The following is a 25,624-nucleotide window of genomic DNA, read 5'->3' on the forward strand; positions in this document are numbered from 1 at the left end:
AACGAATGGAGCTAATGTGGAGTTTCTATGGAGTTGGTAAAATCAGAGTCACTTTCACGCCGGATTCAATGTTTTCTACTCGTAGTTCACCTTTATGCAGCTTAGCTACTTGCTCTACAAAGTTGAGTCCCAATCCAGTGCTCTTAACGCCATTTTCACGAGCGAGAGAATAAAAACGCTCAGTTAATCGGGGCATTGCATAGTCTGGAATGTGAGGGCCTGAGTTGAAAATAGAGAGTCGTATATTGCCCTTAGCCATCTCTGCTTTCCACTCAATATGTCCTCCGGAGTAAGCGAAATCCAGCGCATTATCCATCAAGTTAAAAGTAGCTTGCTTAAGTAAAAAGGTGTCGCCAAGCACCACGAGGCTTTCATCAATCTTGATGTCCGCAGTGACCGTCTTACCACTCAAACGCGCATCCGCAGAGTCAACCACTTCGCTCACAATTTGGTGTACTAGAATCTGTTCGACTTGTTCAAGCTCTGGACGTTTCTCAAGGCGAGCCAGTTCAAGTAACTTATCAATCAGTGATTGCATGCGATCACTTTCTCGTTCGATGTTGCCAGCGAACCGAGCGATCTTTTCTTCAGGTAACGGCATCTGCAATATTTCGCTTGCCCCTTTGATTGCAGATAGCGGGCTTTTTAACTCATGAGTCAGGGTCTGGACGTACTCTTCGACATACTGTTTTCCGTCAAGTTGATTGCGCATTTTTTCTAGCGCATCACTGAGCGTTCCATATTCGTAAAAAATGCGAAATTTTGGTTTAGATACTTTTTCGCCTTCGCCCATTTTGGTCGCGTAAACTTCCAATTTATTCAATGCTGAGTGAATTCGCCAAGCAAACAAGGCACCTGCGAGTAGCACTAAGCCGCTCATCCACACCATCCAAAACAGCACGTTACGTTTAGAGAGGTCGATAAATGGTTGCACTGAGCGATTGGACTTTGCCACTGTCACACTGCCAATGATTTCGCCGTTGTGGTAAATCGGCGCAGCGACATGCATCACGGTTGAGATCGGGTCATTCGGATCTTCAATGGTACTACGCGCACCATATTGACCGCGAAGCGTGAGATATACATCGTTCCATTGTGAGTAGTCTTTGCCGATGTCTTGCTGCCAAGAATCCGCAATTACAGTGCCTTGTTTATCCGTAATATAAATTCGATGGTTAATCGTTTTTTTTCCAATTTCCCAAATGCGTGCATGTGGTTTTCGTTGGCCATAAGCCGCTAAAAGTTGGGAAAAACGACTCTCTGATAACTTGCTATTGGCAACGTCCTCTTCTGCCAATACTGCAAGCAAGTTCGCCATATCGACTAGTGTTTCTTCGGTGGTTTGACGCACTGTCGGTTTAAGCTCTTGAACGACGGTTTTACTCACCATATAAGCCGTCATTCCGACTAAGATAAAGTAGAGCAAAAACAGCCTTAACCCAAGCGGGATCCTTGGCCAGCGATTCATCATTCTCCCTTAATACTGTAGAAGTAACCAAAGCCACGTCTGGTACAAATTCGTTCAGACATCTCAAACGGCTTCAGCTTATGGCGAATGGCTTTGATGTGAGTATCGATATTTCGTTCGTAAGCTGCCTCTGGCGTCATATCTGCGGCAATCATTAACTGCTCTCGGCTCAATACATTAGAAGATATGGAAATAAGCTTATCAAGGATCTTAAACTCAACGGCAGTAAGACCAAGCATTTTGCCTCCAACACCGTAATCAAAGTTGTGTGCGACTAAATCATGGGTTGGTTGAAGTTTCACAAAGGCTGGACTTCGTTCTGGTTTTGGCTCTGGGCTTAATTCAGCCATAGGCGCTTTAGCTTTGATTCGAAGTTTGATGCGAGCTAGCATTTCGCGAGGGCTAAATGGCTTAGTCACGTAGTCGTCAGCTCCAATTTCCAAGCCAACGACACGGTCAATTTCATCACTCCTAGCGGTTAGAAAGATAATCGGAATGTCAGAAAATTCTCGGATGGTTTTGCACAGTTCAAAGCCGTTACCATCAGGTAATCCGACATCTAACACGAGCAGAAGTGCTGAGTGTTTTTGCAAAAATGCCAAGCCTTCTCCTGCCGTTGTAAACCACTCCACGTGGTAGCCATCCATCTCTAAAACATGAATCAAGTTGTCTGCAATGGCAGATTCATCTTCAATAATGATGACTGGCGATTGGTCGTTCAATGTTTGAACCTCGTTGACGATGTTTATTCCGATGCTGTGGTTACCCACTACTTTGGCGCAAAGGCTATCGGATTGATACTGAAAAGACAAAGTTCGAGAGTGATCTTAGGTGGTTGTTGTAAAAATCAACTCAGAACCAGAGCTGCGGTTCTTATATTAATCGACTAGCTCAATGATCGATAATGCATTCAATTGGAAACATTTGCCAACTCAGTTATTAACTGTATTTGGATCTGGTAATAATCCCAATACAAGTTCAAGTTCTCGTTGAACAACACCAGAGTATGCAACAACAAGAGGCTAGCAACGGCCTCTTGTTATGGATTTACCTGTTGCTTATTGATTTTTAGCCAAAAAATCTCTTGGCAATGGTTTGTGAAGGTCTTTCTTATGGGGCGTACCTTAGTGCTTTTTGAGTCTGAAATTACCTCATATGAAATCCAACACTCCGGACATGTTTGTTCCGTCGTTTCAAAGAGCTCTGATTCAGTGCAATGCTTTATTATGACTCCGTTTGAAAAATGAAATAGCGACTCTACACAATCAACGGCTATGTCCTGATCTTTATAAGATTTGTCGATTGATTCATGACTTACCAGTTTTAATCCCGTCATTTCACCTTTTATCGCGGCAATATACGTAAAAAGATTATTCATACGACAAGTTTCCATTACTTTTAATACTAAACGACACTTATCGTTATTTGTTAACTGTACTTACGTGCGATAACCAAACCGTGGTTACTCGAACCTAGAAGTGATGGTTCAGAACACACCAATAGATGATGCTGCAACCAAGCTTGGTATTGTTGTTCTGATAATGAATTGATTTCAGAACCGATGTAACGTCCAAAGCCATCTGTCGCCACATGCTTTTCTATACAGAACCCTTCGGATTTAGTTAAGTTTTCGATTTCAGAAGGTTTTGCAAAATATCCAGTTCTAAAGAATACATCGATATCTTTCGATGTAACTAAGCCCGTTTCGTTCAATTCACTAAGTATTTGTGGTGAAATCAAAGTACTAGACATTTTAGCAAGCAGTCCAGCCACAAAGAAACGACTGATATAAGCGACTGCGACAACACCATTTGGCTTAAGAATTCTATGAGCTTCTCTTATTACAGCTTGTCGTTCGCTTTCTTTTTGTATGTGGTACAAGGGCCCAAGAATTAACACCATATCTTGAGAGCTGTCTGGAACAAAAGGAACATCCGTTGCATTTGCTTCATATACGTTCAGCTCAACATTTTGAACAACGGCATTTTGTTTTAGTTGAGCAACCAGTTCCGGAACGAGCTCGACTGCGGTTACATCTAAGCCTTTTTGGGCATAAAAAATGGAATAGCGACCCGTTGCAGCACCAAACTCGGTAAGCGTATCGGCTGAATGAGTAAATAATTCTAGTTGGTTGATGGTTGTATCAAATTCAATGCGAGTAATGTTTTGACAAACGAGACGCTGCTCTTCATCAAAATTCGCATAGTAATCCATATATTCCTCTTGCACTGTTATCTCCCATGCAGTTTGAAGTGTATTGCGAAGAGTTCCGTTTACTAAGAACGTACCTAGTTTGAATGCTAATTTCTTGGAAAATAATAAGTTAACAGGTTAGCGGGGCTACGCAACCACTTTAACATGGAGTTACTGTGTCAGAAATTAGCTAAGACTTGAACAAACGGTCTAAGATGCGGGGGAGTACATAAAACAAAGCGGCCGCGATAGATAGCATCGTGATTGGGAGTTATCCTATTCTCTACATATCCCGATAATTAGGCCCGCCTCCGCCTTCTGGTGGTTGCCAGCTAATGTTTTGCGATGGGTCTTTTATATCGCAAGTTTTACAGTGTAAACAGTTGGCAGGGTTGATTTGAAATCGCTTTTCATTATCTGTAATGACCACTTCATATACCCCGGCAGGGCAGTAGCGTTGGCTAGGTTCATCAAATCGAGATAAATTGTTTTGAATAGGAATGGTCGAGTCATTCAACAAGAGGTGGCAAGGTTGATTTTCTTCATGTTGAGTCGAGGAGAGGTAGACAGACGACGCTCGATCAAAGCTTAATACTCCGTCAGGTTTCGGGTAAGTGATTTGCGGGCACTGGCTAAGTTCTTTTAGGTGAAGGTGATCCGCCTTTCTGTCATGAATCACCCAAGGTTCAGGTTGGTTAAATAGAGGGATCCATACATTGTGCTCAAGAGTAATCAGCGCTCCACCGAGTAGGTTGCCGTACTTGTGAATCGCGGCGCTGAAGCTGCGAGTATCTTCGAGTTCTTGATAGAGCCAAGAAGCTTTAAACTGAGTATCGTAATCAGGCTCAAGTGGTTGATCATTCACATTTTCTAAAGCGTTAAAAATCGCTTCTGCCGCCAACATTCCAGATTTCATGGCGGTATGGCACCCTTTGATTTTGGCCACATTGAGTGTGCCAGCATCGCATCCAATCAATAAACCACCAGGAAATTGCTGTTTCGGGAGGGAAGAAAACCCACCTTTTGCAATCGCTCTCGCGCCATAAGAAATACGACTACCGCCTCTGAGATGCTGACTAAAAACAGGGTGGTGTTTAAGTCTTTGAAACTCCTCGAAAGGGTCTAAGTATGGATTGCTGTAATTGAGGTCGACAATCAACCCCACCGCGACTTTGTTGTTTTCTAAATGGTAAAGAAATCCGCCACCAGAGCTGTCTGATTCGTTTAATGGCCAACCAATACTATGGATGACATCTCCTGCTTTAGTTTCGGAACTAGGCACTTCCCATATCTCTTTGAGCCCAAGCGCATAATGCTGCGGTTGTTTATCTGCATCAAGTCGATACTTACTCATGAGCTGTTTGCCCAAGTGACCACGCGCCCCTTCAGCAAAAATAGTGTATTTGGCTTTTAGCTCAATTCCCGCTTCAAAATTAGCTTTAGGTTCACCATGTCTGTCTCGTCCCATGTCTGAGGTATTGATGCCTGTCACTGTGCCATTGTTATCGTAATTTATGGAAGTGGCCGCGAAGCCGGGGAAGATTTCGACACCGAGTGTTTCAGCTTGTTGTGCTAACCAACGGCATAAGTTCGATAAACTGATCACGTAGTTTTCGTCATTGTTGTGCATGGGGTTTGGGGTCAGCACCCGAGGTACTGTTAGGTGGTTATGTTGAGTGGTGAGGTAGACAAACTTATCGTTATTTACGGGGGTTGAGATAGGAGTATCCATGCTCTGCCATTCAGGGAATAGCTCATCTAGCGCGCTCGTTTCAAACAGAGCTCCAGAGAGGATGTGAGCACCAACTTCCGCCCCTTTTTCCACTACGCAGATGGATATTGGAGAGCGGTTTTCCAATTGGGTTAATTGCGCGAGTTTGCAAGCGGCCGCTAAGCCTGATGGGCCTGCACCGACAATTACTACGTCAAATTCCATGCACTCTCTGTCCATACGCTCACTGCCCATACGATAGCCCTGCTGTATTACGCTGACTTACCATTAAATATAGTCCAGTTGACGTAAACGTAAACTTTACTAAGCTCAAAAGTAAGGCAGACATGAGTAGCGTTCATTGATAAGGATGGCATTGTGAAAGTATTAGTCGCAATCAAACGAGTGATCGATCCCTATGTCAAAATTAGGGTTAAAAGTGATGGTTCAGCCGTTGAAAACAGTAACGTAAAAATGACGATGAATCCGTTTTGTGAAATCGCGGTTGAAGAGGCTGTGAGGTTGAAAGAAACGGGATATGTGGATGAAGTTATTGTGGTGTCTGCGGGTGATCATGGTTGTCAGGAGCAGTTGCGTACGGCGTTGGCTTTAGGGGCCGATCGCGCTATTCATATTGATTTCATCACACCTCCTGAGCCTCTTACCGTTGCCAAACTTTTGAAAGCGGTGATGCAGCAGGAATCAATGCTCGACGAGGCAGGGCTGGTGCTACTTGGTAAGCAATCGATTGATACTGACAACAATCAAGTGGCACAAATGTTGGCGGCTCTGACTCAGCGTCCGCAAGGAACATTTGCTTCGCAGTTGAAAATCGTTGCTGATGAGAATGGTAATAAGAGCAGTGTAGAAGTCACTCGTGAAATTGATGGTGGTCTGGAAACGTTGAAGTTGGCGCTTCCTGCGATTATCAGTACCGATTTGCGCCTTAATGAACCTCGTTATGCCTCCTTGCCAAATATAATGAAAGCCAAACGAAAGCCATTAGAAGTGTTAACGGCAAGTGCGCTAGGGGTTGAAGAGATGAAACACCAAGAGATACTTGAAGTGATGCCGCCAGTAGAGCGAAAAGCCGGAGTCATAGTGCAAAACGTGACAGAGCTGGTGGATAAACTGAAGAGTGAAGCCAAAGTCATTTAGCGTAGTGGTAAGAGGTACGCATTGTTCGGGTAGGGATGAGGAGCAAACACATGGACGATCAACCGTTAAGAGTTTTAGTTGTTGCACAGCACGATAACTCACAAGTCTCGATGGAAACATTGCGAACTATCAAAGCCGCAAGCTTGCTAATAATGAGTAGTGAGCAGCACGATAAAGGCGACGTATCGGTATTTGTCGCAGGGCATAGTTGTGAAACGGTGGTCGACTCAATAACGGCAATCAGTGGCGTTGATAAAGTGATTGCCGCTGATTCAAGTGATCATCAATATAGGCTGGCAGAAAATATGGCGGAGTTGATTGCTGAAATCGGACAAGATTATTCGCATCTACTCGCCCCTGCGACAACGTTTGGGAAAGATCTGATGCCTCGTGTTGCGGCTCTATTGGAAGTGGGGCAGCTTTCAGATGTGGTTGAGATTCAAACTCCAGATATCGTGATTCGCCCGATTTATGCAGGCAACGCGCTCGCAAAAGTGAAATCTCTCGACTCAATTAAAGTGATCACAATTCGAAGCTCAGCTTTTGATGCCATAGAGAGTGAGGAACTTGTTTGTAGTGAAGACAAAAAGGCAAAGATAGAGAGGTGGGACAAGAGCATCAAAGCACAATCGACAGAATTTGTGTCGCAGCTGAAAGTTGAAAGTGAGCGTCCTGAGTTACCCGAAGCTCGGGTCGTTATTTCAGGTGGACGAGGCTTGGGTAGCCAAGAGCATTTCGGTTTAATTGAGCAACTTGCCGATAAGCTCGGTGGTGCGATTGGTGCATCTCGGGCGGCGGTAGATGCAGGGTTTGTATCTAACGATCTTCAAGTTGGGCAGACGGGTAAGATAGTGGCTCCAGAGTTGTATATCGCAGTGGGCATTTCAGGGGCGATCCAGCATCTAGCAGGCATGAAAGAGTCTAAGGTGATCGTCGCGATCAATAGTGACCCAGATGCGCCGATTTTTCAGGTCGCCGATTATGGAATCGTCGGCGATCTCTTTGAAATCATGCCTGAATTGATTCGCTCAGTGTAAATGGGTTGTGAGCGAATCATTCTCTTTTAAACTGATGCTCTACCACGAGTATTCGCATCGATGAGCGCTATTGTAGGTAAGTGCTATTGCAGATGAATGCTATTGTAGATAAGTACTATTGTATACAAGTGCTATGGCAGATGAGCGTTATTGCACTTTAGCATGCTGTAAATGTGTCACTAAGGCTTTAATAAATCGCGCCGCTTCCCCTCCTGTACACGCTCGATGATCAAAGGTCATCGATAATGGCATCGCTTTGACCTCTACCGCTTTATCGTTTTCTACGATTACTTTGCGGATGATTCGTCCTGCTCCCACGATAGCGACCTGTGGGGGAGACACGACAGGTGTGGCATAAATCCCAGCGATGGCACCAAAGTTGGATAGTGTGATGGTGGCATGTTGTAACTGTTCTCTGCCGATCTTGCGCTCTCGGATACCATCCACTGTTTTATCAAGCCACAGACGAATCCCTTTGGCACTGTACTCATCAGCGTGACGCAATACTGGCACATACAGACCGTGCGAACTGTCTACTGCCACGCCTACATTGACCGTGGTATGAATGCATCGAGTCATGGTTTCAGCATCAAACCATGCATTGAGTGCTGGCTCCTGTTGGCAGGCTTGGAGTACCGCTTGAATCAGTCGAATGGAGATATCTTCATTTTCGGCCCAATTCATCAGTAAGGCTTCTTCTGTGATGGTTACTGCTGCGACATTGTGATGCGAGTGCGTCATCGCATTTGCCATCGCACGTCTAGACCCTTTGAGTACTTCAGTGCCAGGGAGTTGTTTGTCACACTGTTGGTAAATATCATCATCGGTGATCAAGCCATCAGCGCCACTGCCTACGATTTCGTGTAAGTCTACGCCTAACTGCTGCGCTAATAGCCGAGCAGAAGGCATGGCGGTAATGAAATTTTCGGTGCTCGTATTAGGATCACCACCGATCCAAAAATCATCGATATTAACGTGATGGTTTTGCTGCGATACATTGCCAACTACGGTTGCGGCATCTTGCTTTTTGCTGATGGTTGAATCATTTTGAGCGGAGTTCGATTGTTTAGAACTAGATCGCTTAGAGCCGGATTGTTCAGAACCAGATAGCGTGGATTCGGATAGAGACGGCTCGGAGTTTACTTTCGTCAGTTCTCCCTCTTCTTCAATCTCAAGTAAAAGGGAGCCGATGTTAATGACATCCCCCTCTTCACCATATCGACGGACGATTTTACCACTGTAGGGGGCGGGCACTTCTACGATCGCTTTTGCTGTTTCAATCGTCACCACAATCTGGTCAACCTTGACGAGATCTCCAATGTTGATGTGCCATTGCACGATTTCTGATTCGGCAAGGCCTTCGCCTAAGTCTGGTAGCATAAAAGATTTCATTTCCATCCCTCCACTAACTCTTGTGCGGCTAGGACAATATCCTGCTCTTTTATCAAGAAAAAATCTTCGTTTCGGTAATAAGGCATAATGGTATCCATCCCTGTTACTCGCTTAGGTGGGGCTTTTAATAAGCACATCGCCTGTTCTGCTGTTCGAGCCAGAATTTCAGCGCCTACGCCACAGGTTTTACTCGCTTCGTGAACCACTAACAGGCGACCTGTTTTCTCTAGCGAGTGTAGAATCGTCGCCATATCGATAGGTTTGATACTCGCGAGATCAATCACTTCCACTTCAATGCCTTGAGCAGAAAGCGTATTCGCCGCTTGTAGGGATTCGACAACACACGCTCCCCAAGTGACTAAAGTTAAATCTCGCCCTTTGCGAAGCGTGAAGCAACTGTCGAGAGGTAACGCTTTTCCGTTATCGACAACATCGGACTTGACGGTGCGATAAATCCGTTTTGGTTCGAAAAACATCACAGGGTCGTTACTGCGAATGGAGGCCAGCAGTAAACCGTAGGCGCGCTGTGGCGAGGATGGGATGACCACTTTTAAACCTGGAATATGGGCGAATAAGGTTTCAATGCTCTCGGAGTGATGTTCGGGCGCATGGATGCCTCCACCGAATGGCGCTCGAAAAACCGCAGGGCAGGTGAGACGCCCACGAGTTCGATTACGGATTCTAGCGGCATGGCACATTAAATGTTCCATGGCTGGAAAGATGAAACCTTGAAATTGGAACTCTGCAATGGGGCGTAACCCTTGCGAGGCCATGCCAATTGCCACGCCTGCAATTAACGCCTCAGCGAGTGGGGAATCAATGACGCGCTTTAAACCGAATTTCTCTTTGAGACCGACAGTGGCACGAAATACTCCTCCGTTGTCACCCACGTCCTCCCCTAAAAGTACCACGTTAGAGTCGGATGCCATCTCATAATGCAGAGCAAGGTTGACCGCTTCTACCAATGTTATTTCAGCCATGCTTGCCTCCTTGCAACCGCATTGCTTTGTTGATGATTTCATCTCGCTGGTGGTGCAAATCTGGGCTGAGAGATTCGTAGAGAAAATCAAAGGCGCTTTCAGGGGCTTGACCAGGAGTATTTAGGTAGTTGTCTACGGCTTGTTCTATCACTTTTTGGCAATGTTCTAACCACTGCTGATCTTCTTTTTCTGACCAGTAGCCTTGTTGAATAAGGAAGGTTTTTAGTCGGCTGATCGGTTCAAATTCCCATGCCTCATGAAGCTCTTCATCGCTTCGATAGCGAGTGGCATCATCAGCCGTGGTGTGGTCGCTTAAGCGATAGCTGATTGCCTCTATGAGCGTTGCCCCTTTCCCTTTTCGTGCATGATCAAGCGCGGATAATATGGCATCAAACATGGCGACAATGTCGTTTCCATCAACAGTGATGCCAGAGATGCCAGCGCCTGCCGATTTTTCGGAAAGAAACTCTGCTGCGCATTGCAGGCTGCGGGGAACAGATATGGCCCACTGGTTGTTATTGACGACAAAAATTAATGGGATGTTCCATGTGCCCGCACAATTCAAAGACTCTAGAAAATCCCCCTTAGAAGTCGCGCCATCACCACATGTGACCAATGCGGCTTTATGTTTTCCTTCGATTTTCAATGCAGAAGCAACCCCAACGGCATGGGTACATTGGGTCGCGATAGGAACGCAAAAGGGCAAATCATAACTTTGTTGAGGTGGGTGGTTTGGCGAGGTGCTGCTTGAACTGAAGTCGCTGCCTCGCTCATCACCTCCCCAGTATTGGAGGTTTTTCTCCATTGGTATTCCACGAGCCCACATCGCAGGAAAATCTCGATAATATGGAATGAAAACATCATCAGAATTGAGCGCACGTCCGATGGCAATCCCAATGGCTTCTGCACCAAGGTGTGAAGGGTAAGTGCCTAATTTCCCGGTCCTCTGAAGCGCGACGGCTTTTTTATCGTAGGTGCGGGTTAATACCATGTCGCAGTAAAACCCTTTTAGTGTTGCTTTGTCGGCCCATGATGGGAGTGGGCAAACAAGATTGCCTTGATGGTCGATAAACCGATGCATAGGTAACGCCTGAACATTCATCTCAAGCTCCTTTGGTAGCTCAGTTCGACAAATCCACTGTCGATGATGACGAGTTATGCCTAACTGCTTGTAACCAATACCAATAAGTTGATGCATTACTCTAGGAACATCACTTTTAATTGTCATTAACATTGGTATTGCGAATACATTAAGTGTAACCAAAATGTTAAATTGTGCTTGAAATCTAAAAGCGAGACGGAGTAAATTGAGATGTACAGTGAGTAAAACAGATGAAAATATGGAATTTAAAAGCCCAGAAATTAAAAACCTAGAGCGACGTTATTTGAAAACATTCACTTCGATTAAAGAGAGTGTCATAAGATTATTGTGCGGGAGGATGAGCGATGTTATGACAATTTAAACTTCAATCAATTTGAAGCTGTGAATGCGGTTATGAACGTGGTTTGAGTTTCAGTATATACTGCATGACAAGTCAGAGTTGGGGAGTTAAACCGTGGCAAATCCAGAGCATAAAGAGACGTTAGATCGCTTTGATAAATTAAGCGTGTGTTTGTATCGGAGTGGTATTAGCTTGTTTTCGGTAGTAGCGATTATGTATTCCGCAATACTGGCAGGAAAAGCAGAGTGGATGGTGATACCTGCCGATATGGAGAGAGTGTGCTTGCTGATCATGAGTATCTCAGCGGCTATGAGCGCGGCTAATATACACGTTTACGATAAGCTTGTGAGAGCGGTGATCTCATGGTCGAGTTGGGTTGGTATTCTTTTGATGTTGAGTGATCCCAATCTGTTTTATTCATGGCTATCTCTTGGTTTTATTTTTATTACCTTCTCCGGAATTGCGTTAAAAGAGTCCTTCTGTTTTAAAGTGCTAGGTTTAAGATTGGTACCACTGTTACTGGCTTTAAGCACATTTTTGATGATGTTTGAAAGTTGGATGTTGGCCGCTGTGATGTTATTCGTTTCAGGTTTAGTGCTGGCTTATTTATCCTATGAAAAATGGCGAATGCCGCTTCATTTCGATATTGGTGATAAGTCTAATTACCAAGTGTAAAGGGTAAATGAACCGGGATTGTTGAGGAGATTATTCTCTTTAATTTCATCTCGAAGACATAACGATGTTTGCAAACAAGAGCTATTATTATTTGAATATGAGTCGAACTCATAGCAAGGACACTATGCGATGCCCTATAAAAGCGAGCTTAAAAAACTGCAATATGAGCACCTATTTGGTCACCTGAATATTAATACCTCTCAGATAGATGTACCTGATGAGATGTTTAATGGTTGGCAGCAAACACTCGATCTCTTAGCGGAGATTGTCGATAGTCCTGCGGTGCTGATTATGAGAGTCACAGCGACTGATATTTCAGTATTTACAGCGAGCCGAACTCAAGGTAACCCTTACCACCGACATGATAGGGAGGTGCTAGGTAATGGCCTTTACTGTGAAACGGTGATTCAGAATCAGAGTGAATTGAATATACCTAACGCACTTAAGGATAAGGATTGGGATCATAACCCTGACATCAAGCTAGGAATGATCGCTTACTGTGGGTTGCCGTTAACTTGGCCAGATAAGACACCATTTGGCACTATTTGTATGTTAGATAGTCAAGAACGAGAATACAGCCCACTTTACCGACAGTTATTGGAACGGTTTCAAAATGGAATTAACGCTAACTTGGCGAGCTTATATCAACATTCCGAGTTGCAATATCTGAATCAAATCCTTGAAAATAATGTTCAACAGAGAACCTCAGAACTGGCAAAATTGAGTGAAAAGTTGATTCAAGAAATTGAGAGCCGTAGAGTCATTGAAGATTCCGTAGACTACTATAAAAGCTACGATGCTCTCACTGGCTTACCTAATCGCTTAAGCTTTATGAGTTCATTGACCCAACAGTTAAATGCTTCAATATCACCACATACAACCATTATCTATTTTGGATTACGAAATTTTAAGTCGATTAATAATAGTTACGGTTATGTGATTGGCGATAAATTACTGCAGCTTTTTAGCCAACGTGTACAGCGCTTTCTAAGCAGCGATACTCTATTTGCCAGAGTCGCGGGAGCGGAATTTGTTATCGCGCAACCTAAGAGTGATACAACAGATGAAATGCAGTTGATTAATCAAATCATAACTAGCAGTAATCACCCGTTTACGATCGACGAATTTACCATCACGATTCCTTGCTGTATGGGGATAGCGCAGTCACCGTCAGATTCTGATAACGCAGCTGAATTGATACAGAAAGCGGGAGCGGCGATGGATATCAGTAAGGTTGATGGTTCTCAATACACATTCTTTACGAAGCAAACTCAGTTAAATATTGAGCAGCGATATCACCTTGAATCTAATTTAGTCGATGCACTTAAGAATCGAGAGTTGAGCCTTAACTACCAACCTCTCTTCTGCCTCAAGGATAACAAAGTGATCGGTGCGGAAGCCCTATTGCGTTGGAATAGCCCAATTTTAGGAAATGTACCGCCGGATCAATTTATCAGCCTTGCCGAGCACAATGGACAGATCAATGAGATCGGTAACTTTGTCTTACATACTGCGATTTCCCAAGCTGCAAAATGGTATGTCCTACAACCGGGCGACTTTCGAATCGCGATTAATATCTCTCCGGTTCAATTTAGATACTCGAGCTTTGCTGAACATATTGCCGATCTTTTAACTTTGTACCAATTACCCGCATCGGCGTTGGAGCTTGAGATTACTGAAGGCATTTTATTGCAAGATGAGCATATTGCGCAGCGTACGATCAAGAAGCTACAGCAACTGGGTGTTAGAGTGTCTTTGGATGATTTTGGGACGGGGTATTCATCCTTAAGTTACTTACAAAAATACTCTTTTAATACCCTTAAAATTGACCGTTGCTTTATCACTAATATAGAAAAAAATGAGCAAGATAGAGAGCTTTCTAAAGCGATCATCGCCATTGGTAAAAAGTTGGATATGCACGTCATCGCCGAAGGGGTAGAAACACAAGCCCAAGATGATTTCATTAAATTTGAAGAGTGCGATTATGGACAAGGCTACCTTTACGGCAAGCCTGTTACTGCTGATTCATTTGAAAAGAGTTATTTACGCTAAACCCATCGGTGTTGTTATTAGAAAGGGGTCATCTTCACGTTTGGATTTTTAATGTAAAATTGATCTCTTCTCTTTTTTAATATGAATAATGTCTATTCATAAATCCTTATTTATAATTTAAAACTATCAACCTTTCACCTAATGATAATTCCTTGTTATTATCCTCTTGATATTGAATGTTCGAAAGATCACGGTTGGGAGAGAAAAGCATGGCAGCATTAAATCCACAATGGTTGGAAACGTTTAAGGTTCTGGTTGAAGTGGGGCATTTTACTCAGACAGCTGAAAAATTGTATATGACTCAGCCCGGAGTAAGCCAACATATCAAAAAGTTAGAGCTGGCATGTGGACATGAACTTTTAAAGCGAGAAGGGAAGAGTTTTGAGCTGACCGAGCAAGGGCAACAGGTGTATGACTACGCACTGACTCAGTCTCTGCGCGAGCTGGAACTTCTTGAAAGTCTGAGCTTTGATGACCCTCAATCAGGAGAGTGTCGTTTGGCCTGTTCTGGTGCTTTGGCGCTATTGATGTACCCACAGCTGATATCGTTACAAAAACAGTACCCTGAGTTGACGGCACATATCGAAGCGGCACCCAACCATAAGATCTTGGATGACATTCAAAGTGGCAGTATTGATTTAGGTGTTGTCACGCATATTCCCACTCCGAGCCTATTTCAATCTAAAAAATTCGCGAGTGAGCCATTATGCTTAATCCTACCTCGTCAATATCAAGATTTGCCCATTACCCCAGAGCTTTTGGTTCAATTAGGTCTAGTGAAACATCCTGATGCAGAGCACTATTTATCCCTCTATTTTGATCTTTGTGGTGATAAGAAATTGGCTGCGCTTAATAGTGATAGCTTTCCTGTAGTGAGTTATATCAACCAAATTGGCCAAATATTACTGCCCATTTCTCAAGGGATTGGATTTACTGTACTGCCACAGAGTGCGGTTGAAATGTTTGCAGAAAGACACTTCCTGCATGTGCATACCCCGCCTGAAACCGTATTGGAGACTCTGTATTTGGTACAAAAACGTAATCGTCAACTGCCTGAACGATACGTGATGATTAAAGAGGTTTTTAAGCAAAGTTTACAGCGTGAAAGCGAGAAAGAAGAAGCGAGTAAATAGGCACCACCATATAAAAAGGCATAGCGTGTTTCGCTATGCCAATACGTATATGTTTATGCTAGAGAGGCAGGTTAGCAACCATGGGACATTAAGAATTCAAATTCATCATGTTCATGGTAGTACTCTGCTTCTTGCTGATGCTTGAACAGTTTTAGTGGCGCATCGGTTGCGCTGTGGTATGTCAGCTTATCGCCAATCACTTGTAGCATTGTGCCTTCAGGAATACCCACCACAATTTCATGCTGGTTAATCGCTAAAAACTCTTCAATACGTTCATCACGAGTTTCGCCCATGTGACCAGAAATATTCGCTTCAATGTAATGCGGGTTGATCTGGAAAGGAACAAGGTTTAACGAAGGCAGAATGGCAGCGCTGACGATTGGCATGTCGTTCGTTGTGCGAATGGTAGGGGTTGCAATGTTAGTACCAGCACTCCAGCCAATGTAGAGCTTGTTGTGGTTAAGAACGGCTTGACGAATTGGACGAACTAACCCCAAGTCATGAAGCATTTTGTTTAGTACCCAAGTATTGCCGCCACTGACGACGATACCATCGGCTTCTTCTATCGCTTTCACAGGATCATCCGCTTGATGGATCCCAGTCACTTCGCATCCCATTGGGCCTAAAATGTCTTGTAGTGCCGTTACACGATCATCGTAGTTTCCGCGAATCATTGCGTATGGAATGAAAAGTAACTTTTTAGCTTGCGTGCGCTCGACGGCAGCGCGAATCCATTCAAGGCCGTATTGTAAAATCTGTTGGTCGCCCGGAATTTTACCGTTGCTAAATAGCATCATGTTCATTGGTTAAGCTCCTGTTCATTTCTGTTAATTATCGGCAATTTTGCCAGAATCTCGGTATCAAACTATAAGCAAATCGGTCATTGGTTTTTTTACAAACAATGAGCGAAATTTGCACTTTTTATCTAGTTTGCTGATAGGGGTAGTATTCATAAATTGAGCAGAAATGATGTGCGCCAGTGAGGATATTTGAACAACTTTTCCTATTTCTGACATTACTGGGATTAGCATTGGGAGACGCTTTAGGAACAAAGCTCGAGTGTTCCGTGACCCTATTTCAAATACACCGATGTGTGTGGCGATTTGATGTTAGAAAGCAATACTGTTAAACCTAAGACGCTACCTAGATAACTACTATAAACCGCTCACGCATATAATAAGTGAGCGGTTTTATTTGGTTTAATAATCTAAAAAATATTATGGCTTAATAGAACTAAAATCCGTGAAACGACTGGTGTAAAGTACGCTTTCTGGCATATTCTCTGTGTCGTCGAGCGTAATAACGCTAGGTACTTCTGTTGAAGCATCGATTGAATTGATCGTCCTGTTATTATTCACTGTGTACAGAACATCATTAGCAAACCCGTTAGGCTCTTGCCAGTACCAGATCTGAGTATTTCGAGCAAAGTCATCTTGACAATCGGAACTCAGCGTTAATTGGCCATCTGCCGTTTCTAAGCATTGGTCGATATTGGCGACGCTACGGTATCTTTTCTCTTGATCATAAATAAAGGATTGAGATTTAGAGCCATCGATACAATCTTTAAACTGTAACGACTTATTGGTTACCACCGTCAAACATTGCGCGTTCTCTTGGCTTAAGTAAGTGGATTTAATGGTTACGGCGTCAGCCCCTAAGAACCACGGACTATTCCAATCAACGGTCACAGAAAATTGATCTGAATAAGTCAGCTTTTCAAAGTCACGACCAGTACCCCAGTCAGAGTCACTTCCGGTATTACTATTCCATAATTGGCTACCCGATGCGTAACGACGACCAATAATCCAACGGTTATGACCAAATAGAGCGAGGCTATCTACAGTGGTTTTGACAACAATGTCAGATGAGCCATTTGTGTCTTCTTTCGCTGCCACTTTTGCTACAAAATCAGGACGTAATCCGCTAATAGCCAAAGAGTTATTTTCTCTTAGCTTATCAAAATTCCAAGGGTTACCTCGACGTTCATCGTAGTCCCAGCACCAGCCATCTGCGGTTCCTAAATTGCAGAAACCATGTTCAGGATCCAATGACGACCCATATTTATTATTTACATATTTAATGTTGTAGCCGTCTTTATTGGTTTTAGTCACTAGGCCAAACTGCTTTTTATTGGTGATGCTGTATTTATCCGTAAACTTATATTCAATATCTTTGATTGGTATTTTAGGAGAGAACCCTAAACCAACTTTAATGCTAGTACTTGTTTCTTTCTCGATTTTTGACTCCACTTGATCTTGCATTCGTGGGTAGAGATCGTTGAGATAAATCTGACCTGATGACAGCTTGGTAGGGTCATTAATCTTAATATTGACATCAATAGCATCAAGATATTCGTTGTAGACATAGTTTGTATTACTATTATGATTCCAGCGACGGTAAATATCAGACCAGCTATCTGCCATCCCCATATCAACACCAGAGCCTTCCGCCAATACGATTTCTACATACTTATCTTTGTCGCCAGAACGAGCATAAAATGGGGACTTGCTGTAGTAGCGAACTTTGTATTTTAACGTGACATTCCCTTTGCCTTTTCTTTCAACATTGAAGCGACGGTGAACAATAAATTCCATCACATTGCCACTATCTTGGGATGCAGACCTCTTACTACGGCTTCGCTTATTGAGTTCAGTCATTAAGTTAGATGCGAGATATTCAGGATCAAGATCATCAAGAAGATATATACCCCTTTTTTCAATCTCACTTGGTTTAGTCACCAATACGTACTGGCTATCAACACCAAGCCCTAATAACTCAGACGTGAATGTTTTTCTCTCTTCCTTGACAATGTCACTCAAGTTTAAGAGGTAGTAATTACAGCCAGTGGGAACACTTTTTTCAACGCCGTATAAATGACATTGTGGTTGAAAGTATGGTGTCGATGACTGAATTAAATCTGCAATTGGATCGGTTTGATCAAGGTTCGATGCATAGCATATTGAACTGGAAGCCATCAATAAACTTAAGCCGAGGAAGGAACTAGAAATGTTGCTCATGTTATATCCTTTTGTTTAAAAGTAGATATAAATCAACCTATTGGATTGATTGTCACGAGGATATTACTCTGTTTTATATTGTTGACTTTATAAAATGAAAGAATGTGTGATTCTGGTATGAAAAATAATCAATTCGTTGATTTTTAAGGAAGTGCTAATGTAATGAGTCGAGAATGGAGCGATTGGTGAATTAAAATCTTAAATTGAGAGAGCAAGAATTAATTAATTTTTTTCACTAACTGCTAATCAGCATTTCTAGTAACGACGAAAGCAGCAGCAGAGAAAGTAGTAGTGTTAACATTGAAGGAATGGCTTCTTTCCAAGTATCAAATTTGAAATGGAAGTACGTTGCTCCCACAGAAGTTAACGCAATTAACCCTGCACCTAGAGCACTTAGCAACGACTCTTCCGTAATCATTCCTACGAGCATTCCTATTGCACCGATAGCTTCAATTACCCCAACGGCAACCATTAAAGCTCGGTTAAGGCCATACTTATGAAAGAAGGCTAATTGAGGTTCAAATACGGGCTTGATCCATCCAAATACTTTAATGGAACTTGCAATCAAAAAAAATGTAATCAGCAACCCTTGAATAATCGACATATAAGTTTATCTCCTTATTAATTTGATATAGCTATTTAAGCATTCCTGAATCATCATAAGTAGACTACTATTTGACTTATTATGATTCTAAATAGGAATGCATATGGATAAAATTCAATGCTTAACTGTTTTTACCCGCGTTGCTTTTCATGGAACATTTACAGCTGCTGCAAATGAACTAAATATCACTCAAAGCGCTGTGAGCAAGAAGATAGCTTGGTTAGAGAAAGAGATTGGTATCACATTATTCCACCGTCATTCTCGTGCAATCAGCCTTACAAACGGTGGGAAACAATATTTGAAGTTAGCGATAAAGCTGACTGAAGAGTTGAGTACATTTGAATCTCAGTTAAGGCAAGAACAAACTATTGTATCGGGTAAATTGAAACTATCAGTACCTAGTGCATTTAGCGTGCGTTTGCTTTCTTCACCACTCAACGAGTTTATGAATTTGAACCCTAATTTAACCGTTGATGTGTCGGTATCAGATAAGTTAGTTAATTTGGTTGAAGATGAGATTGATATTGCAATTCGAGCTAGTTATCTCAAAGATTCGGGGTTAAAAGCCAAGTGGCTGATGGACAATGAGCTTGTCTATTTTGCGTCAGTCGATTATTTAGCGAGCCATCCGCCAATTATGAAAGCAAGGGATTTGGAGCAGCATAAGTGCCTTACCTATGCCCTATCTAACCCATCAAACTTGTGGCGATTTTATGATGGAAAAGAAGAGCTAAGAATAAAAGTGCATGAGCGAATTAGAAGTGACAATCCCGAAATGTTAGTGAAGATGGCAAAACTTGGCCAGGGTGTGACAGGAATGCCTAAGTGGATGATAGAAAAGGAACTAAAATCAAATGAGCTAAAAATAATATTGGATCAGTATCAGCCTTTTAAATTGCCTATGTATCTACTTTATAAAGATGTAGATCACCAACCACAAAGTATTCGTTCCTTTATAGATTTTCTATCCGATTACTTCTTTCGAAATGAAAAAAGATAGAACAGCACCAAGTGAATCGAAAAACGTAAGGGTATTCCATTTTTGAGATCATTCATATTTGGTTGAGTTTATTCGATCAAAAATTCAGAGAAATATGATGGAGCTACCCATGTTTGCCGTCAGCATCAGGTCGTGCTTGTCGACTTCAGGTGTAAGGTGTTCATAAACAGTCTTGGATCGGCAATATTGCTCAGGATTGCTGGAGTTGGTAAGCAATCATCATCAACGTAGTCGACATAGTCTGCCGCCGAATCAAAGATTAAAATATCCAATGCCAATCGATCTAACCCGTATCGACCTCGGTGGATCATATCCGCTGAAAATACCAGCAAGTCTCCTGCGGCTAACGGTATCGGCTTACCGCTAGAGATGCTGTCGCTGCTCACTTTACCATTCACTTCTTGGCGAACATTGAACTCTTCTTCGTTGTCCCAGCGTTTGTGCGTACCAGGGATAAGCTCCATACCGAGTTCATCAAATAAGGGCACACGAAGGTGCAATACTTGGGTTTCCATGATGACGTTCATTTGGTCATCAATGTCGTAGTCGTACTGACAGTCACGATGCCAGAAGTCTTTTTGTTGTGGGTTCATAGGGTTGAAGAACAGTTGAGTGTTCATAAAAGCAGGGTTGTTTGGTAGCACCGCATCGACTATGTCCATCACTTTTTTTGAGCTGATGAAGTCAAACAATACGGTTCTATCGTCGGTGGGTAAGTATTCGCTACCCGTAATTAAAGAGGAGTTAAATGCTTCTTCTTGATAGAACTCTTCGTTGTCTGCTTTCCATGCTTCATGAAATTTCAGTACAACATCTCTAAGTGATGCAATTTGAGCTTCATCGAAATAATTTCTGATAACAAAGTAACCGTGTTCATCGTAACGGTGACTTAATTGTTGGCTGTTTTCTACCACTGACTACCTTCGTTCATTTTGTACCGTGTAATAACCACAGATTTCTTGGGCGCATAATGCCAGACTGCCGTCGTTCAACCAAGTCACTAATGGGATAATTAATAGATGTAGTGGAGTAATAAGAATATGTGTTTATTAGTTCTATGCGTTTTCCGGTTTATATCTTTCAGTGTCAAAGATGCTCGCCTTAAATTCGGATTAGTTATCGCTAGATTCTTGAAATATCGGTTCTTTCTTGTTTTTGAAATAGAACAGAGTGCTGATCGAAACAAACAAAAAGGTGAAGTAGTAGAAGAACGAAGACAGTGAAGCTAAGAAATCAAGGTTTTGTTCCATCTCTTGTTCGGTGTAGTTCTGAGACAGCAATTTGTAGTAGTAGGCGTACAAAATACCTATAGAACCGTATCCAAGATTAAACATTAACCCTTTGAAGCTTAGAACGGTTGCTCTGTTGTTTGACTCGGTCTTTTTATTAAGATGGTAACTAATAAAAATGTTCATTGTCATGATGATAAAAATTAGCACTAATGCAGGTATTACCCCGTAAATCGACCACCCTAAACTTATGCAATAATAGGTTACCATCGTTGCTAAACCCATGACAAAGATAAACGTTTTTGGGTCCATCCGCTCAGCTAACTTACGGCTTTGTCCTGCTAGTACTATTTGTAGCACACTGATCCCCGCTCCAATAAGACCGAAATAGATAATGGGTATATCAATGGCGCGATAGTATTGGCTGTTCATGGTTAAAAACATCCGCGATGTGTGTTCGAATAAACTGTAGTAGAGCAATATGAACAGCACATACGGTGTGGAAAGTACCCATTTCCCCGTATTTAGCGTTAATTTAAGGCTGGCGATGGTGGTCGCTAATTTGCTGTGATGTATTGGCAGTGTTTTGTTGTCTTCTTTCATATTGATCGCAGCATAAAAGGCGAGCATTGCAACAAAGAGGGTGGCGTAAACAGGTATACGCATGATGTCTTGAGTCTTTTCTGGCTCGTTTAATCCAAGAAACGAGTAGACGGTCGCCATAAAGTTCACGTCATACATTGCTGCCCCTAATAAGGTAACAAAAATACCGACAGTCGAAGCGATGCGAATTTGGATCTGTAAGACTTGCGGCCACGCCTCCTCTTTACCTTGCTCTTTTAATGTGTCGTAAGCTAGCGCTTCATCGGCACCGCTTGCCAGCGCCATTGCTAAGCCACTTAATACTCGGTTGACTAAAAATACAATGAATACCAAGTTGGGGTTTCCAGTCGGCACAAAGGCAATCATCGCGATTTCGATAAACATGACAATCGAAGATAGAACCACGAGCTTTTTGCGCCCTAAAGTATCGGCAAATGCCCCTGATGGCACCTCAGCAAGTACGATGGTGGCAGCCCAAACTACATTAAGCATCGCAAATTGAGATAGGGTTAGCCCGTAATCTAAATAGAGTAAGGTGAATACAGGATAGTAAAAACGCGCAAAGTAGCTGCATCGAAACATGAGGAAGTAGCGGACATTGCCGATTTGAAGGACTTCTTTGACCGTCATGAAATGTCCATTTTTTAATAATATAATGTTAGGTATATACCCTTTTAGCCTTGAAGGTAAAGGTTTACCCTCACAAATCACCTCTCATAAACCCGTTCGACATTAACTTGGCTTATATATCGATGTTTTCCTGTTATTTATGTGACATAGAAAGAAGCCCAAAGAGTTAAGTCTTTGGGCTTTTGCTAGCTAGCGTTATACGTGTGAATTAATTACATGTATTTGTCAAAGAAGCTAATGATAGCTTGCTCTGCTTCTGGGCCATCAGGGCAGTGTCCAGAGTTACCGTAGTATGCCACTTCGCCTTTTGTTGAAAGCCCCGCAGTATATTTCATTTCTTCTGGCGGGTTGACCATGTCATCTTTGGTGTTGATTGCCAATACAGGAACATCTGTTTCATTGGTTTTGAAGCCTTTCGTCTTAAGAGCTAGCGGAATCGTCCATTCGCCATAAGAGTCAAGATTGCTGACATCTTTAACTCCAACTCGGTAACCGTAAGACATCGATGACATTAATGGAGCATGGTGGAATACTTGTGTATCAGTAAGAACGTCCGTTACCACTGCACAACGTGCCACGCCTGCTTTTAGCTCAGGTGTATTAAGAACAAATGTCAGTAGTGGAACACCGCCACCAGATGAACTTAGAGCACCAACATTACTGCTGTCTAGCTTTGAGTTTGATTTCACATAGGCTAGAGCGGCTTGGTGAGCTTGATCTTCTTTACCAAGTTCAATAATGATGTTGTTATTTAAACCGCCACCAGGAATATCAAAAGTTAGAACAGCAAAGCCTTGTTTTAGCAAGCCGTCAATTGATTCGCGATGTTCTGTTAGGATTTTATCCACGCCACCAGTGTAAAGAATGACGCCAGGTTTTTTCGCACCCTTTGGAACATGTAAAAGACCTGTGATAGTACCACCGTCAGCAAGTGGCATTTCTACACGCTCGATATCAATAGTTTTACTCAATGACTCTGCTTTAAGGTACATGTCTAGAGAGCGTTCAATTGCGTTGTGCTCGTGGTCAGTTAGATGGTTTGGGTATGATGCAATCAAATACATCATTGATGCTTTGCGGTATGAGTCATAGTCGTTTGCTGATTTTGCAAAAACGTCCGCTGCTTGAGTGAACTCATAAGTCCAGTGACCAGCTTCGTTGGTGTTTTTAAAATCGCGCAGTGCTTCACCAGAATCGATTTTATCGAGAATGCTCCGAATTTCTTGTTCAGGTACGATTGTGTTCCAATTATCCATTCTTAGCTCGCGGAACCACTTAGACTGATCTGCCTCTAGTGATTGTTCACCACGGAATTTTTCATGTGCGTCGATGTTGTTTGCTGTTGCACCAAATGAGGTTAGGCCAAGTAATACACTTAGGGATATCATTTTTTTATTCATACAATACTCTTCTCATGAAAACAGATAAATTCAGTACAAATAGAGTATTTCCATCGATGTCGAAAAAATGTCGAGCCACGTCAATGTAAGTGCAGCAAGATATAAGTGAGATCTATATGTTGCGCTTGCTTTTATTTTTTGTGGTCCATTTCATAGAATGCGTAAGTGATGGTAAGTACCCTTGGTAGCTTAATTTTTTATACATCAGGTTACTTATGAGGTCCTCATCACGTAGCAAATCCATTGCGATTGTTTCCGCTGTCATTTTTGTTCTTGGGCTACTTTCGCTCAATGTTAACCAATTAGGTTTAGCCCCTATTTTTGTCATTGTGATTGCCTTTTTTACGATGTTAGTCCACGGCTTTCTTCATTTTAGTGGCCGCAATAACGGCGATGCATTTGAGGCGTATCAAGACTCGCAGAAAACCAAAGCAGAAGCTCTTGAGAGTAGCTTCAATAATCGAAAGTAAAAGTTAAGCTGAGATCATGGACAGATATTCGAATTTTTGGCGAAGAACATTTGCATTTTTTATCGATGGGCTTGTACTTCTACTGTTTGAATGGATTGGTGATTACATTCTCTCGTCAGGCGCTAATCCATTTGGGGTTCTATTTTGGGGGATATTTTATTCGACTCTTGGGGTCGCTTATTACGTCATACTGCATGCTCTATTTGGACAAACGGTTGGGAAGTGGATTTTGAAAATAAAAGTTCTCGATCTCTCAGAGGATAGAATATTAACTTTTCGACAATCACTGATGAGAGACATTGCACCTCTCATAATGTTGCCATTCTCTTTTTATTTTTATACTCAAATAACCTTTAACGGGCAAAGCCCAGAGAGCCTAGGAACTCAACCATTACGACACTTCGTTGGTCTTGTAACACTCACATGGGGAGTTATAGAAATACTATCGATGCTTTCCAACGCAAAACAACGCGCTATTCATGATTTTATAGCGAAATCTGTGATCGTAAAAGTGTAGTAAGTCTTTCTGTATCAATCGTAAACAGCTATTGGTTGTGAGCAAATTTAGTGATTGCGGCAAAGCTTAAAGCGATGGTATTGGTGTGAAAGGCTAATGGTGTATTAGAAGTTTACGGTCAGATCATTTGGGTAAACAAAAGCAGACCCTTGACGGGATATTAAAGGAATAAAATTATGCTTGAGAGAGTGGAAGACGTCATTGCTAAGAATGATATTGATTATGAAATAGTTGGAAGTGCTATCAACCTAAAGCTGGGTCGAGCTGGTGGGAAGGTGACGATCAAGTATGACTACGCAACTAATTCATACCGTTACAACTGCAATGAATATATGTTGGGTTTATCTAGCCTTATATTTTTTGTGATGTCATTTAATACCATGTACCACCCAGAGCAACAAATATGGTCAGGTTATGTTGCTGGAATGATGTTTTCGGTAGCTATATTTAATTTAGTTAATATTGTACTGGCTCATATTCAGATCTTGGATCTAAAAGCTCAACTAAGAGAGGTTGGTGTCTATCTGAAGTCAGCCTTCTGATCTGTTTTGATGAGATAAAATGCTTGTCCAAATAGATATTGCAGGTTTAGTAAAATATTCAGGTTGTGGGTGTATAAACCGACACCAGAAGAGGACGTGGCGTTCTTGACTGAAAGTGTATGTGGAATAGTAAACAATCAGTAAGGCGCTCGGTCCTGTGTGAGGCTGCTCAGTCTTTATTTTCGGTTGTAAACTAACTTACTTCCCTAATCTTAGGGCTAACAAATTTATGCCCCTTTTTAACTTAGAGTAAAAGGTCATTCATATTTTGTTAATGCTAATTTTCCCTACGAAAAGTTATCCGAAGGGGGGGGGGTGTGTAGCGAGAACTGAGGCTACGTTAAGTACGTTTAACCCTCAATTCATCTGGT

The 25,624-nt window shown here is 42.4% G+C and carries 22 protein-coding genes; 9 read left to right on the forward strand and 13 right to left on the reverse strand.

The annotated features are described in order from the left end of the window. Positions 1-25 precede the first annotated feature (25 nt). The 4 genes from creC to F0249_RS02135 form a co-directional block, all read right to left on the reverse strand. A complete protein-coding gene (gene creC / locus F0249_RS02120; protein ID WP_171755899.1) occupies positions 26-1,468 on the reverse strand; it encodes a two-component system sensor histidine kinase CreC in 1,443 nt (480 codons plus the stop codon). After that, positions 1,468-2,190, reverse strand: a complete 723-nt coding sequence (locus tag F0249_RS02125) for a response regulator (protein WP_171755709.1) — start codon at positions 2,188-2,190, stop codon at positions 1,468-1,470. Before F0249_RS02125 ends, creC begins: the two co-directional genes overlap by 1 nt. A 706-nt stretch (positions 2,191-2,896) precedes the next feature. Beyond that, positions 2,897-3,682: a class I SAM-dependent methyltransferase gene (locus F0249_RS02130; protein WP_171755900.1), complete on the reverse strand. Its 786-nt coding sequence runs from the start codon at positions 3,680-3,682 to the stop codon at positions 2,897-2,899. Positions 3,683-3,944: 262 nt separating this feature from the next. After that, entirely contained in the window at positions 3,945-5,612 is a 1,668-nt protein-coding gene (locus F0249_RS02135) for an electron transfer flavoprotein-ubiquinone oxidoreductase (RefSeq protein ID WP_171755901.1), read from the reverse strand. A gap of 138 nt (positions 5,613-5,750) precedes the next feature. Here F0249_RS02135 and F0249_RS02140 point away from each other — a divergent pair, with 138 nt between their 5' ends. Together F0249_RS02140 and F0249_RS02145 are read left to right on the forward strand one after the other, a co-directional pair. Next, positions 5,751-6,530 (forward strand): electron transfer flavoprotein subunit beta/FixA family protein, encoded by a 780-nt coding sequence (locus tag F0249_RS02140; RefSeq protein WP_171755710.1) that lies wholly within the window; start codon positions 5,751-5,753, stop codon positions 6,528-6,530. Positions 6,531-6,580: 50 nt separating this feature from the next. Then, complete coding sequence (locus F0249_RS02145; protein WP_171755711.1) at positions 6,581-7,567, forward strand: electron transfer flavoprotein subunit alpha/FixB family protein; 987 nt, start codon at positions 6,581-6,583, stop codon at positions 7,565-7,567. Between the two features lie 147 nt (positions 7,568-7,714). Here the strand turns inward: F0249_RS02145 and F0249_RS02150 are convergent, their stop codons facing one another. The 3 genes from F0249_RS02150 to pdhA are packed head-to-tail and all read right to left on the reverse strand — an operon-like array spanning position 7,715 to position 11,041. Then, complete coding sequence (locus tag F0249_RS02150; RefSeq protein WP_171755712.1) at positions 7,715-8,959, reverse strand: dihydrolipoamide acetyltransferase family protein; 1,245 nt, start codon at positions 8,957-8,959, stop codon at positions 7,715-7,717. Further along, complete coding sequence (locus tag F0249_RS02155; protein WP_136994822.1) at positions 8,956-9,939, reverse strand: alpha-ketoacid dehydrogenase subunit beta; 984 nt, start codon at positions 9,937-9,939, stop codon at positions 8,956-8,958. The genes F0249_RS02150 and F0249_RS02155 overlap by 4 nt, the downstream gene beginning before the upstream one ends. Continuing rightward, the gene (pdhA, locus tag F0249_RS02160; protein WP_171755902.1) at positions 9,932-11,041 is read right to left on the reverse strand and encodes a pyruvate dehydrogenase (acetyl-transferring) E1 component subunit alpha; all 1,110 of its coding nucleotides are present in this window, start codon (positions 11,039-11,041) and stop codon (positions 9,932-9,934) included. Before pdhA ends, F0249_RS02155 begins: the two co-directional genes overlap by 8 nt. Before the next feature lie 454 nt (positions 11,042-11,495). Between pdhA and F0249_RS02165 the strand changes: the two genes are divergently transcribed. From F0249_RS02165 to F0249_RS02175, 3 genes are all read left to right on the forward strand, one after another. Further along, positions 11,496-12,056 carry a DUF2301 domain-containing membrane protein gene (locus F0249_RS02165; RefSeq protein ID WP_171755713.1) on the forward strand — a complete coding sequence of 187 codons (561 nt, stop codon included), beginning with the start codon at positions 11,496-11,498 and terminating at the stop codon, positions 12,054-12,056. A gap of 129 nt (positions 12,057-12,185) precedes the next feature. Further along, entirely contained in the window at positions 12,186-14,108 is a 1,923-nt protein-coding gene (locus tag F0249_RS02170; RefSeq protein WP_171755714.1) for a GGDEF domain-containing protein, read from the forward strand. 209 nt (positions 14,109-14,317) lie between these two features. After that, on the forward strand, positions 14,318-15,241 hold the full coding sequence (locus F0249_RS02175) for a LysR family transcriptional regulator (protein ID WP_171755715.1): 924 nt from the start codon (positions 14,318-14,320) through the stop codon (positions 15,239-15,241). A 71-nt stretch (positions 15,242-15,312) separates the two neighbouring features. On the opposite strand, the gene pepE is transcribed toward F0249_RS02175, so the two are convergent. From pepE to F0249_RS02190, 3 genes are all read right to left on the reverse strand, one after another. After that, entirely contained in the window at positions 15,313-16,044 is a 732-nt protein-coding gene (gene pepE / locus F0249_RS02180; RefSeq protein ID WP_017054760.1) for a dipeptidase PepE, read from the reverse strand. Positions 16,045-16,458: 414 nt separating this feature from the next. Next, positions 16,459-18,258 carry a hypothetical protein gene (locus F0249_RS02185; protein WP_171755716.1) on the reverse strand — a complete coding sequence of 600 codons (1,800 nt, stop codon included), beginning with the start codon at positions 18,256-18,258 and terminating at the stop codon, positions 16,459-16,461. Positions 18,259-18,493: 235 nt separating this feature from the next. Then, complete coding sequence (locus F0249_RS02190) at positions 18,494-18,862, reverse strand: DoxX family protein (protein WP_171755717.1); 369 nt, start codon at positions 18,860-18,862, stop codon at positions 18,494-18,496. Between the two features lie 103 nt (positions 18,863-18,965). Between F0249_RS02190 and F0249_RS02195 the strand changes: the two genes are divergently transcribed. Continuing rightward, complete coding sequence (locus tag F0249_RS02195) at positions 18,966-19,862, forward strand: LysR family transcriptional regulator (protein ID WP_136994808.1); 897 nt, start codon at positions 18,966-18,968, stop codon at positions 19,860-19,862. Positions 19,863-19,987: 125 nt separating this feature from the next. Here F0249_RS02195 and F0249_RS02200 read toward each other — a convergent pair whose 3' ends face one another. The 3 genes from F0249_RS02200 to F0249_RS02210 form a co-directional block, all read right to left on the reverse strand. Next, on the reverse strand, positions 19,988-20,776 hold the full coding sequence (locus tag F0249_RS02200) for a phytanoyl-CoA dioxygenase family protein (RefSeq protein ID WP_171755718.1): 789 nt from the start codon (positions 20,774-20,776) through the stop codon (positions 19,988-19,990). Positions 20,777-20,974: 198 nt separating this feature from the next. After that, the gene (locus F0249_RS02205) at positions 20,975-22,324 is read right to left on the reverse strand and encodes an MFS transporter (protein ID WP_171755719.1); all 1,350 of its coding nucleotides are present in this window, start codon (positions 22,322-22,324) and stop codon (positions 20,975-20,977) included. Between the two features lie 212 nt (positions 22,325-22,536). Continuing rightward, positions 22,537-23,724: an alpha/beta hydrolase gene (locus F0249_RS02210; protein WP_171755720.1), complete on the reverse strand. Its 1,188-nt coding sequence runs from the start codon at positions 23,722-23,724 to the stop codon at positions 22,537-22,539. Positions 23,725-23,939: 215 nt separating this feature from the next. Between F0249_RS02210 and F0249_RS02215 the strand changes: the two genes are divergently transcribed. From F0249_RS02215 to F0249_RS02225, 3 genes are all read left to right on the forward strand, one after another. Then, complete coding sequence (locus F0249_RS02215) at positions 23,940-24,194, forward strand: hypothetical protein (protein WP_171755721.1); 255 nt, start codon at positions 23,940-23,942, stop codon at positions 24,192-24,194. 16 nt (positions 24,195-24,210) lie between these two features. Beyond that, complete coding sequence (locus tag F0249_RS02220) at positions 24,211-24,711, forward strand: RDD family protein (RefSeq protein WP_171755722.1); 501 nt, start codon at positions 24,211-24,213, stop codon at positions 24,709-24,711. A 176-nt stretch (positions 24,712-24,887) separates the two neighbouring features. Beyond that, positions 24,888-25,253 carry a hypothetical protein gene (locus tag F0249_RS02225; protein WP_171755723.1) on the forward strand — a complete coding sequence of 122 codons (366 nt, stop codon included), beginning with the start codon at positions 24,888-24,890 and terminating at the stop codon, positions 25,251-25,253. Positions 25,254-25,624: the final 371 nt, after the last annotated feature.

This window comes from Vibrio sp. 03-59-1, assembly GCF_013114135.1.
In the GTDB taxonomy this organism is placed as follows: Bacteria; Pseudomonadota; Gammaproteobacteria; order Enterobacterales; family Vibrionaceae; genus Vibrio; species Vibrio cortegadensis.